8 protein-coding genes and 1 other RNA gene are annotated in these 12450 nt (G+C 26.2%); 6 read left to right on the top strand and 3 right to left on the bottom strand.

The window, feature by feature from the left end:
• Nucleotides 1-15 precede the first annotated feature (15 nt).
• Both V2E24_RS01265 and V2E24_RS01260 read left to right on the top strand, forming a co-directional pair.
• Nucleotides 16-2376: a hypothetical protein gene (locus tag V2E24_RS01265; RefSeq protein ID WP_330500618.1), complete on the top strand. Its 2361-nt coding sequence runs from the start codon at nucleotides 16-18 to the stop codon at nucleotides 2374-2376.
• Between the two features lie 147 nt (nucleotides 2377-2523).
• Nucleotides 2524-3732 (top strand): hypothetical protein, encoded by a 1209-nt coding sequence (locus tag V2E24_RS01260; RefSeq protein WP_330500617.1) that lies wholly within the window; start codon nucleotides 2524-2526, stop codon nucleotides 3730-3732.
• 97 nt (nucleotides 3733-3829) lie between these two features.
• Here the strand turns inward: V2E24_RS01260 and ffs are convergent.
• An RNA gene (ffs, locus tag V2E24_RS01255) (signal recognition particle sRNA small type) lies at nucleotides 3830-3926 on the bottom strand.
• A 213-nt stretch (nucleotides 3927-4139) separates the two neighbouring features.
• Here ffs and V2E24_RS01250 point away from each other — a divergent pair.
• The 3 genes from V2E24_RS01250 to V2E24_RS01240 all read left to right on the top strand — a co-directional run bounded on the left by V2E24_RS01250 (nucleotide 4140) and on the right by V2E24_RS01240 (nucleotide 8513).
• On the top strand, nucleotides 4140-5900 hold the full coding sequence (locus tag V2E24_RS01250; protein ID WP_330500616.1) for an ABC transporter ATP-binding protein: 1761 nt from the start codon (nucleotides 4140-4142) through the stop codon (nucleotides 5898-5900).
• The gene (locus V2E24_RS01245; RefSeq protein WP_330500615.1) at nucleotides 5887-7791 is read left to right on the top strand and encodes an ABC transporter ATP-binding protein; all 1905 of its coding nucleotides are present in this window, start codon (nucleotides 5887-5889) and stop codon (nucleotides 7789-7791) included. The genes V2E24_RS01250 and V2E24_RS01245 overlap by 14 nt, the downstream gene beginning before the upstream one ends.
• A gap of 278 nt (nucleotides 7792-8069) precedes the next feature.
• A complete protein-coding gene (locus tag V2E24_RS01240; protein WP_330500614.1) occupies nucleotides 8070-8513 on the top strand; it encodes a hypothetical protein in 444 nt (147 codons plus the stop codon).
• Here the strand turns inward: V2E24_RS01240 and V2E24_RS01235 are convergent.
• Both V2E24_RS01235 and V2E24_RS01230 read right to left on the bottom strand, forming a co-directional pair.
• On the bottom strand, nucleotides 8506-9027 hold the full coding sequence (locus V2E24_RS01235) for a PTS glucose transporter subunit IIA (protein WP_330500613.1): 522 nt from the start codon (nucleotides 9025-9027) through the stop codon (nucleotides 8506-8508). The two genes, V2E24_RS01240 and V2E24_RS01235, sit on opposite strands and share 8 nt — an antisense overlap.
• 90 nt (nucleotides 9028-9117) lie before the next feature.
• Nucleotides 9118-10635 carry a phospholipase D-like domain-containing protein gene (locus V2E24_RS01230; RefSeq protein ID WP_330500612.1) on the bottom strand — a complete coding sequence of 506 codons (1518 nt, stop codon included), beginning with the start codon at nucleotides 10633-10635 and terminating at the stop codon, nucleotides 9118-9120.
• Between the two features lie 283 nt (nucleotides 10636-10918).
• Here V2E24_RS01230 and pyk point away from each other — a divergent pair, with 283 nt between their 5' ends.
• Nucleotides 10919-12352 (top strand): pyruvate kinase, encoded by a 1434-nt coding sequence (pyk, locus tag V2E24_RS01225; RefSeq protein WP_330500611.1) that lies wholly within the window; start codon nucleotides 10919-10921, stop codon nucleotides 12350-12352.
• The last annotated feature ends 98 nt before the right edge of the window (nucleotides 12353-12450 follow it).

Here is a 12450-nt window from a genome sequence, read left to right as displayed (position 1 = left end):
TAAGCGAGGAGGATTATGCAGAAAAACAAAAAGAAAATAATATTTATGGGTGGAGCTTTATTTGTTTCTGCCGCAGCTGTTACAAGCGCGATTGTAGTTCAAGATATGCAAAAAAATAACGCCGTAAATAATCGAGATTTATATAAAAATAAATACAACGAACTAAGCAAAATTAACTCCACTTTGGTTTCAAATAATAATAATTTAGAAAACCATATTTTAAATTTAAATAATAATTTATCCACTATTAATGAATCACTTCAAAGAGAAAGAGATCAATTAGAAATAACTAAATCTAATCTAGAAGAAGAAGTTAAAATTAAAAATCAATTTATTGATCTTAATAAGGAATTGGTAAATTCAAAAATTGAAGCAGAAAATCAAATAAACAACTTAAACAATGATATTTTGGACAAAAATAAGATTATTGATGATTTAAAAAATGACATCGTAGTTTCAGAAAATGATAAAGATCTTTTAATTAAGCAAATTATATTAAATAAACAAAAGACAATTGATTTTATTAATAAAACTATCGAAAATATTAAGTTAACAAACGAAAATTTACAGCAAATTTTTGAAACATCAATATTAAGTGATTTAGAAAATTTTAAGATACTTAGTTCATATCATTTACAATTTATAAATTTTCTTGTTTCATATTCAAATGACTTTAAAGAACAAGAGGTTTCGTTAGAAAATGTAGAAATTATAGATAAAAAAATAGGTCTTTTTTATAAAGATTTTGAGACAAATTTTTTACTTATTCAAGAAAAAGAAAGAGGTTTATTTAGTGCTTTAGTTAAAAAAATTGAAGATTTCAATGAAAATGAATTAACCCTTAATGCAACAATAACTAAATTTGAGCAAGAGCAAAAATTATTATTAAAACAAATTGAAACACTACAAAATAAGGTAGATAATCAAAATTTATTAATTCAACAGTTAAACCAAATTAATGAATCGCAAGAATTAACTATTCAAGAAAAAGAAGCATTAATAAATAACATTATGCTTGAAAGCACTTTAAGAATGTTTAATTCCTTAAATGAACTAAAAAATATTAATTCAGTAATTCAAACATCAGCTTATATAAATCAAGAGTATAAAGACCAACTAACACAAGAAATTAACAAAATTGAAGAACAAATAGAAAAATCACCTAAAAAAGACTTTGGTAACAAAAAATTTATTAGCGATTTTGAAATCTTAAAAAATATTGAAACTAATATAGTTTTAACTATTTCTAATAAATTTATACAAATGGCAAATATATTCAACAAAGCTTCAATTGATTTTGATAATTCACTAAAAAGTTTAAACACCGAAAAAGAAAAACTTCTTGGGGAGCTTGAAAGACAACAACAAGAGCTTAGTGATTTGAAAAACGAAAATATAAAATTAAATGAAATTATCAATTCACTTAGTGATGAAAAAGAAAAGCTTTTGCAAAACATTGAATTATTAAATAAACAAATAAATGATAAAGATGCCTTAAATAATGCAATAAAGCAGCAAAACGAAAAATTACAACAACTTATAAACGACGCCAATGCTTCTAATTTAATAGTACAAAAAGAAAAAACAAGACTTGAAGAAATCATCAAATTAAATGAAGAAGCTAATTTAAAAGATGTAAATGAACTTAAAGCTCAAATTGAATCACTTTTAACTTTAGTAGCACAAAAAGATAATCAAATCAATGATTTACAAAAAAGAATAAGTGTTATTTCTTCAAAAGTAAATAATGCTAATAACGAAAACTCAACATTACTAAATAAAATTGATGAACTGGAAAATTCATTAAACAAAATCAAAGAACAAAAAATTGAATCAGACTTAAAAAATGACATTTTATTGGGGCAGATATACGATTTAAAACAGGTGATATCAGAAAAAGAAAAAACAATTAGTGATTTAATCAATAAAAGAGACGAATTATTATTGGTTATTTCAAACCAAGAACAAGATTTAGAAAAAAGAAGTCAAAAAATTTCACAACTTGAAAACGAAAATAACAAACTAAATAACGACTTAGACAATCTGCAAGACGGTTATGATGAGCTCGCTTCAAATTATGATAATTTAGAAACTAATTACCAAAAACTAAATGAAGAAGTAAAGAAAAAAGCTAAAGAAATTGCTGAACTACAAGAAAGCATTAAAAATACAAGAAGACAAATAAGTGTAGCAGAATATAATCTAGAGCTTAAAACTGATGAATTTTACGCTTACAAAAATAAAATAGCTAGACTTAAAAAAGATATTTTAAAAGCCATGGACAATCTATTAAAAACAACAAAAGGTTGAAGTGTTTCAGTTCGAAAAGAATCAAAACCTTCATATAGCTCTTATTCATATGGGATTAGACCATAATCACAAAGTGTAGAAGTTTCAAATGTAAGCCAGTTCCCTTCATATCAAGAAAGAATTATTAAAGCAATAGAAGAAGCTAAAAAATTGATAGAAATGTTATAGTAAATATTAAATATATATTTGTTTTTAATTTATAATTTTGATATTATGAACCAAAACGCAAATAACTCAAACCAAAACCCTGATTTAAACAATCAAGAACCTAATAATTCAAATCCATTACCTAATAATAATTCATCAATAAAAAGTAAATTAGCAAAAAATTGAAGATTCGTTCCCTTAGTTTTAATAGTGGCTGCTTTTGGGGGAGCAACTACATATATATTGGTTAATAGAAAAAGTTCCCTTAATCAAACTATTTCTTACAATAAGGAATTAACTTCAAAAATTGAACAACAATTTTTAAAGTGAGAAAAAGAACAAAAAGATAACCCTCAAACCCAAGAAGCCTATAACTTTTTTGAAAAAAATGATCTATTACAATATAAATATAAAGCCTTAGTTGTTAAATTTTATACATCTGCTAACAAAGTTACAGAAAGCGAAGAAAAAGAACTTGAAGCTACAGTTGAACAAATAAAGCAATCTTTTTCAGCTTATTTAAGTGAAAGACAAAAAATAACTTCTGAAATAGAGAATGAAATTCAAAAAATTGACAATTTAAATCAAAAGTTTGCTAAAGCCACAAGTAACTTAAATGATCAAGATTATTTTAAAAAGGTTTCTCAAACCGCATTAATTGAAAAAGATAAATTGAAATCTTTATCTAACGCTGAATTAACCTTAGAGATTGCAAAAGTTAATAATTTGTTAGCACTTGAAAAAATCATTGATGCTAATGTTACATTAACAAAAGGAAGTCAAGATCAAGTTCAAAAAGTGATAACAAAAAAAGCACAAAGATTTTTTGCCAAAGTTAATGATTCAATTCAGATGTTAAATTTAGAAAAATCATCAATGCCTGGATTAGAGATTTTCATTCAAAGACTTGAAGATATTAAACAACAATATGAACAATCTACAAATTCAGCCAACACCGTAGAGCAATTTCTTAATGTGGTTCAATACACAAAAGAGGCGTCCAAAACAATAGAACTTGCTTTAACTTTAGTTCAAAATAAAGATCAATTAAACAACTATTTTGATAATTTAAAAAACAAATTAAAAACAACTTTTACCCAAGACCAAGAACAAGGGTATGATCTTCACTCTTTTAAAGAAGAAGTTGACAATTATTTAAGTATCGATCCAACAAAAATAGATTCTTTAAATGTGCTTGTTATCAAAACACAAGAACTTCAAAGATTAATTGACAAAATTAACGATTCAGCACAAATAGCAAATAGAATAGTTTAATAAAAATACACATTATCAATATAAACTAGGCCCAAAATTTCTGCCTCAGTTTAATAATTGGTTAATGTGTATTTTTAAATATTATTACAATTTCAAAAATAAAAAAAAGACCGCCGGACACGACACTTATCGATATGGCTGCTTCGGTTAGGACCTGACCAAGTTACAATGTTATCGTTCCGATGGCTTTATTATTATAATATAAAAAGTCAATTTTAATTGATAAATATGCTAAAATTATTAAGAGCCGACATCGAGGATATTTTATCCAAGAGTCACCCTATGTCATTTTTGTGGCATAGTTTTTTTATTTTTTTTAAAATATCAAAACTAATTTCTTACCCTCTAATCAATAGTTATATAATAAACCCATATTTTTAAATTAAAATAACACATTAGGAGGTCTTATGAAAGAAAATAACAAAACACTTTTTTCTTTGACTAAAGGTCTTAGACTTATAAGTGCTTTTACAGTTATTTTTGTTATTTTAGAAGTTATTGCGACAACTTTAATGCCAAAAGTTGTTTCGTGATTAATGGATTATGGGTTAACTCCAGAAAATAATCAACCCAACTGAAATGAAACTTTAAAATACGGCTTAGTAATTGTTGCTTTAGCTGTAATAAGTTTAATTTTTGGGGTATTAGGAGGAATTACAGCATCTAAAAGTGCTGCAAAATTTTCAAAAAATATCAGGGAAGAATTATTTAAGAGAATTGAAGGTTTTTCATTTAAGAATATTGATAAATTTTCAAATGGTAGCCTTATCACAAGATTAACTGATGACATTCAGAATGTCGAAAACGCATACATGATGATTATAAGATTAATGATGCGTGCACCAATTATGCTTGTGTTCGCTGTAATTATGGCATACACACAAGATGTTATTTTAGCGTCAGTTTTATTAGCGATTGTAATTGTTTTGGCTACCGTTACTTTTACATTAATAATTTTAGCATTCAAAAGATTCAGAAAACAACTTCAAGCATATGATAAATTGAATAACAAAATTATCGAAAATTTAAATGGTATCAGAACAATCAAAGCCTTTGCTACAGAAGATAAAGAATTATCATCATTTAAAAAAGAGACATTATTAGTGAAAAAATTATCAATTTCTGCACAAAAAATTGTTTCTTACACACAACCAATTTTTATTGGAAGTATATTTTTAAGTGTATTTATATTTATTATTGTGGCAACAAACCAAATAGTAACTAAAACAGGCGGAATGACTTTTGGGATTTTAAGTTCATTTATAGGTTATATGTGACAAGTATTTATTAGCTTGTTATTACTTGTTTTAGCTATAGTTACAATAGCTATAGCTAAAGCTAGCCACAACAGAATTTCAGAAGTTTTAAAAGAAACTAAAAGTATAAAAAACCCAAATAACGGAATTAAACAAATGCCTAATAGTGATATTGATTTTGTTAATGTATCACTTAAATACAATTCTAATTCTAAACTATACTCATTAAACAATATTGATCTTTCAATTAAGCAAGGTCAAACAATTGGTATTATCGGTACAACAGGAAGCGGAAAAAGTAGTTTTGTGAATTTAATTCCAAGACTATATGACACCACAATAGGAAGTATAAAAATAGGTGGAGTCGATGTTAAAGAATATGATTTAGATTTCTTACGTAAAAATATTTCTTTTGTTCCACAACAAAATGTTTTATTTAGCGGAACAATAAGAGAAAACCTTAAATGAGGAAATCCTCAAGCTAGTGATTCAGAAATTGATCAAGCATTAAAAATAGCTAGCGCATATGATTTTGTTTATGAAAAAGAAAACAATCTTGATTATTATGTAGAAGAAAAAGGAAATAACTTTAGTGGTGGACAAAAACAACGTTTATGTATCGCTAGAGCTTTAGTTAAAAAATCAAAAATTTTAATTTTAGATGATTCAACAAGTGCTGTGGATAATAAAACTGACAAAAAAATTAGACAAGCGCTTAAAGAAAACTTAAAAGATATAACAAAAATTATAATTTCACAACGTATCTCATCAATTCAAGAATCTGACAAAATAATTGTTATCGATGAAGGTAAAATATTAGATTTTGATACGCATGAAAACCTTATAAAAAACAATAAATTATATAGAGATTTATATTTAATTCAAAAAGGAGAGAAAAATGAAGAAAAATAAAAAAACTCCTTCAGCTTTTTCAAAATTGATTAAGTATATTTGAAATACCTCACCTTTTTTATTTTCTTTAATTATATTGGGGACAATTATATCTAGTGCTGTTATGGCCGGCGCACAATCTTTTTTAGGGTTAGTTCTATTTAATAAATTTTTAGTTCCTTTTTTAGCTATACCTAATGCTGTTTTTGATTGAGCAGGATTTACATTAGCTGTTAGCATTTTAGGTGCTATGTATATTTTAGGTGTAATAAGTCAGTTGATTTCGTCACGTTTAAGTGTTAATCTTACATTTAAAACTATAAAAAATATACAAGATGATCTTTACTCGCACATTCAAACATTACCTTTAAAATATTTTGATACTAATTTAAAAGGTGATATAAACTCACTTTTTAACAATGATATTAAAACGCTAAGAACATTGATTTCTGAGAGCATTCCACAAATGTTTAACTCTTTAACAACTATAATCGTAAGTTTAGGATTAATGCTTTACTTTAGTTGATTTATGACTTTAATTGCAATATTTTTAGTTGCTTTATTATTAGTTTTAGGACAAATTTTAGGTAAAAATAATAAAAAATACTTTTTCAAACGTCAAGAATTAATGGCTAAGTTAAATGGACACGTTAATGAAATGATAAATGGTGTTAAAGTAATTAAATTATTTAACTATGAACAAGCTATATTTGATAAATATGAAAAAGTAAGTGATGAGTTTTATAAATATGATTTTAAAGCAAAATTAAATGCTAATATATTGTTCCCAATAATGATTAACATGGGTAATTTATATTATGGTCTTTTAGCTATAATCGGTGGGGCTTTGGTTATTTTCTCAAATGACCTTCCATCTTGACTTATTTCAACTTTAAATATAGGGGTTTTAGTTTCATTTTTACAATATGCTCGTAACTTTTCAAACCCTATTGGTCAAATTGCTCAACAATTTAATACTATTTTTATGGGTATCGCAGGAAGCAAAAGGATTTTTGACACACTTGAGCAACAACCTGAAACCAACAGCGGGACAATCCAGATTATTGATACACAAAAAGTTGATTCGCTTTTATTAGAAGATATTAAAAAACAAATAAACCAACCAAATCAATTTGTTTATAAAATAGTACAAAACAATGAAACAATTTACAAAAACGCCTTTGGTAATGTAGAATTTAGAAATGTAAACTTTGGTTACACTCGTGATAAATTAATTTTAAAAGATATTAATTTAAATATTAAAGCAGGAACAAAAGTAGCCTTTGTAGGGGCAACAGGTGCTGGAAAAACCACAATAACCAATTTAATTAATAGATTTTATGATGTAACAAGCGGAGAAATTTTAATCGATGGGATTAATGTAAATGATATTGATAAAGTATCCCTTAGAAAATCACTTGGGTTAGTTTTACAAGATACATCCTTATTTACAAAAACAATAAAAGAAAATATCTCTTACGGTAAAGAACAAGCTGAAATGGCTGAAATAGCTAATGCAGCAAATTTAAGTAATGCAAATCGTTTTATTGATTTAATGAATGACGGTTTTGAAAGTGTTTTAGAAAATAGCGGAGACAACCTTTCACAAGGGCAAAAACAACTTTTATCAATTGCTAGAGTTAGTTTATTAAACCCTCTTATTTTAATTTTGGATGAAGCTACAAGTACAATTGATACCAACACTGAAAAACACATTCAAGAAGCCATGTATAATTTAATGCAAAATAGAACTAGCTTTGTTATCGCTCACCGTTTAAGCACAATTTTAGATTGTGATTTAATCGTTGTTATGGACCAAGGTAGAATAATTGAAATGGGTAACCACCAGGAATTAATGCAAAAAGGTGCTCAATACTTTAAATTATTTACAGGTGCAATTGAATTAGACTAAGAAATTAAAAATTAACATTTAGCCAAATGTTAATTTTTTATTATTTTTGCTCTTATAAATGAATTAACTTAATAAAAAATTTTACTGCAATGTTGCTTTTTGCTTACTTTTTTATTAGTTTAGTTTTTTTACAATTTCCTAAAAATACTACTTTAAGGACAATTAGTAATCAATTATATTTGTTAATAAGTAAAAGGCAACTTAAAAAATACTTTCTTTATACTAAAACTGGACTCTGACATTTGTATTTTAGCCATTGAAAACAGTAGAATAAAGTTATGAAAAAAGAAAATAAAATTAGAGTATTAGAAATTATAAATGTTTCGCAAAAATTAGCAAAATACGTTGAAAGAAGTGATATTGATAACAAAATAGTTATAGTAAGCTCAGATGAAGATTATTACTATTTTACCTTCACATTTTCAAAATTAAGTTCAGATAGTACTAAAGATACATTAAAAATATGAACTAACGATCTAAAAAATAATAGCTATTTTATAGACATCAATAATGTTTACAGAATTAAGAAAAACAGCATAATTGAATTTGTTAGTGATGATTTAGAAAACGAAGAAATAAGTGATACTAGTCAAATAGAAATTGTAGAAAGTTTAATAAATCTATTAAGTAACGATAAGTTAAATATAAATTTCTTCACTTTGGTAAAAAATATCGAAAAAGAAATGAGATTTAAAGGTACAGCAAACTTAAGATTTACTTAATGTTAGCCACCTTGGTGTGAGCAGAGAGATTTTGGTTTTTTAGTTCTATATTCAAATTTTTAGAATTTGAATCAGGTAAAAGTAGTATTTGTAAATTAACGTAATAACCTTTATTTACTAGTTTTTTTAAATTAAGCGAAAGAAGTATGTCGTTATTAGTTACTGCTTGGTTTTCATTTACAAAAATTTGAAAAACTTCTGTGCTTTCTCTTAAAATATCAATTCCAAAATGCAGCATATAATTGTTATTATTAGAAGTTTGTAAAATTAGTGTGTGTTTACATTCGTGAATAAATTTAATTTTTGCCTCTAAAGGAGAATACAAATATAAAAATTCTTTTCCTTGATCAAAAGTTATATTAACGCCAGGAAAATTTGTTAGGTTTTTGTATTTTAAGTCTTTTTTAAAATCACTTAAATCTTGAACAAAACCTTCACAAGGCATATATAAATTTTCACTTCGGTCAATCTGCTGGTTTTTGGTAAAAATTTTGTTGACTATATTTTTAAACATATGTATATTTTACAAATTTAACACGCTAAATGAAAAAATTAACAACAGTGTGTTAATTTTTAAATATGCTCATTTGAATAAACATAATAGTTAAACTATGTTTTTTAATAATTTATAAAGACTTCTAATCAATGCATTTGGTCTTTTGTTTACTATTTCACTTTCAGAAATAGTTGAACAATTATTTTTGTATTCTTCAAATATGTTTATTAAATCTTGGATAACTTCACCTTGAACTAAATCCATACTTTCGTACTGCGAAAACATACTTCTTTTATCAAAGTTATTTGTTCCAAATCAACCGAATTTATTATCAATTAAACCAAGTTTACTGTGTAAAAAGTGATCATTATAAACATACACTTTCAGACCATATTTTACAAGTTCTTTTATTTCGTTTACGCTTATTTCGTAAATTAAAGCTTTATCCGGTGATCCAGGAATATATATTTCAACACTAACTCCGCTTTTAAGAGCTATTATAAGCTGTTTTCATAGAGCTGTTGTTATTGAAAAATATGGTGTCGATATTTTGATTGAACTTTTTGCGTTCGCAAAAGCCTTTAGTCAAACGCTTTCAGCTTCTGAGTAACTCAAAACAGGAGAGTCAGTGACCAAAACAGCATTAGAATTATATTTTTGTAAATCTTCAGAATTATAATATTTAAATTTTGTTGTTGGGTCATCTTCTTTATATGTAACAATTTTATAAAATCTAGAAAAGTGATTTATATATAAATTTACATATGGGCCTGTTACGCAGTAATTTAAATCAATTCAGTGACCGTATTTTTTACTGAAACTAACATATTCATCACTTATGTTGTTCCCACCACTGTAAACTTTTAAATTATCAATAATAATAAATTTTTGGTGGTTACGATAAAAACTTTTACTTACTATAAAAGGGTAGTAAATTTTACCTATGTAATGAATTTCTACGTTTGGGTGTTTTTTTAGTGGTTTGAAGTATTTATTAGACATAAATCCGCTACCAAAATAATCTATCAACCATCTGATTTTTACACCTTGATTAGCTTTTTTTAGTAAAGTTTTTAAAAAAATCGAAGTTGAATCCCCTGGTTTGATAATGTAGGTTACTATATCAATATTTTCTTGAGCTTTTTCTAAATTATCAATAAGAACATTAAAGAATTCATAACCTTGATAATACATATTAAATTTAGCTGGCAGTAAATTAGAATTAGAAATTTTTGCATAATCTAAAAGACAATTATCTGTTTCAGTGTCTTCGTTTGTAAAATGGCTCTGAGAGTTGTAAAAACTATAATAATAAGATTTATCTTGTGTTAATTTTAATTCTTGCTTGTTAACATAAGATAATCCGAAAGTAAAATAAAAAAAGTGGCCGATTATCGGGAATAAAATGAAAAATACTATCCAAGATATTTTAGAACTATTTTCTCTATTTTGTTTTCAGATCATTATCATCGTAAAGACATTCAATAAATACAAAGTTAAAATAAAAATATAGAAGAAATAAACATTAAGGTTATATATTAATAAAAATAAACCTACAAGGTATAAAAAAATAATAACTAACTCAATTACAAAAATTGCAATCTTGTTTATCTTTTTTTGTTTCATATTTCTCCTTTTAGTATTAATTTTATTTTAAAAAAATATGGAAATTAAAGTTCAAAAAAATATTTTTTTTGGTAAAAAAATGTTAATTTTTTCCATTTTTTAATTCTTTCTCATAATAGTCAAAAAATTCGTTTGAAAACATCGTTGTTTTTTAGTGTTTTTTGTTTAATTTGGCTAATAAAAATACATATGGGTGCATTTTCATATTACTTTTTGATAAAATATAAAAAAAATAATAACCATGTTAAAATTAGGTTAATTAAAAAGTTTAGGAGATAAGTTTATGAATTTAACAGATAAAAGAAGTAAATTAGTAGCTACTATCGGTCCTTCAAGTGATAATTATGATACATTACGTGCACTTGTTGAAGCTGGTGCTACAGCTATTAGAGCAAATTTCAGCCACGGTGATCACGCTGAGCAATTAAACAAATTCAAAATTGCTAAAAAAGTATCACAAGATTTAAATATTCCTGTTTCTCTTATTTTGGATACAAAAGGTCCAGAAATTCGTGTCGGAAAAATGAAAGATGGTGCTCAATTAATAAAAGCAAATACAGAAGTTATTATTTGAACAACAAAAGATAAATACGAAAACTTTGAAGGTACAGATAAAGAAATTACTGTAGCTTACGACATGGCACAAGATTTAGTTGTAGGAAACCAAGTTTTATTAGATGATGGTAAATTATCAACAATCGTTACTGAAGTTGGTAATGGATGAGTTAAAGTTAAAACAGAAAACTCACACAAATTAAAAACAAACAAACGTATTAACTTACCAGGTGTAGACTTTACTTTACCTTTCTTAGCAGAAAAAGATATTAATGACGTTATTTTTGGTGTTAACGTAGGACAAATTGACTATGTAGCAGCTTCATTTGTTAATTCAGCTAAAAACGTTAAAGAATTACGTGATTTATTAGATGCAAATAATGGTAAACATGTTCAAATTATTTCTAAAATTGAATCACACTTAGGAATTATGAACATTGACGAAATTATCGAAGCTAGTGATGCTATTATGGTAGCTAGAGGAGACTTAGGATTAGAAATCCCTTACTATGATGTTCCTTACTACGAAAAAGTTATGATTAGAAAATGTCGTGAAGCAGGAAAACCAGTTGTTGTTGCTACTCAGATGTTAGACTCAATGGAATCTAACCCTCACCCAACTCGTGCTGAAGTTACTGACGTATACTTCGCAACAGAATTAGGGGCTGACGCAACAATGTTAAGTGGTGAATCCGCAAACGGAAACTTCCCATTAGAAGCTGTAAAAGTTATGGCTACAATTAACAAAAGAGCTGAAAAAGAATTTTACTCAAAAACATACTATGATGTTCAATTAGAAGAAGTTCGTAAAAACTCAAGCGAAGACACAAGATCATTAATTTCTTATGATGTTGCTAACCGTGTTCGTCGTGGTGATTACAAATTTGCAGTTGTATTGTCTAGAACAGGAAGCTTACTTAAAGAAGTTGCTAAATTCCGTCCAAATACAGCAATTATTGGTGTATTAGAAGATACAAGTTTATTAGGTGGATTCGGAATTACTTCAAGTGTTTATGTATCATTAGATTCAGCAAGATTATTCAAAGAAATCAAAAAAGATCACAATTTAGGATTAGAAGCTTTAAAACCATTTGGAGCTCAACCAGGTGATAAATTCTTAGTTGTTGAAAACCACTCAATTACAGAACACGTTGTTAAATAATTCATTAAACATTTAAACAAAGTCTAACAGCTTTGTTTTTTTATTGTCAAATCATTGTTTTTTTACTAATAAAATATTTATTAGTAAATTTATAAAAT

The sequence above is a fragment of the Mycoplasmopsis ciconiae genome (assembly GCF_036350065.1).
In the GTDB taxonomy this organism is placed as follows: domain Bacteria; phylum Bacillota_I; class Bacilli_A; order Mycoplasmatales; family Metamycoplasmataceae; genus Mycoplasmopsis; species Mycoplasmopsis ciconiae.
The sequence above is the reverse complement of the archived record's forward strand: the minus strand, read 5'-3'. Positions and strand labels throughout refer to the sequence as shown.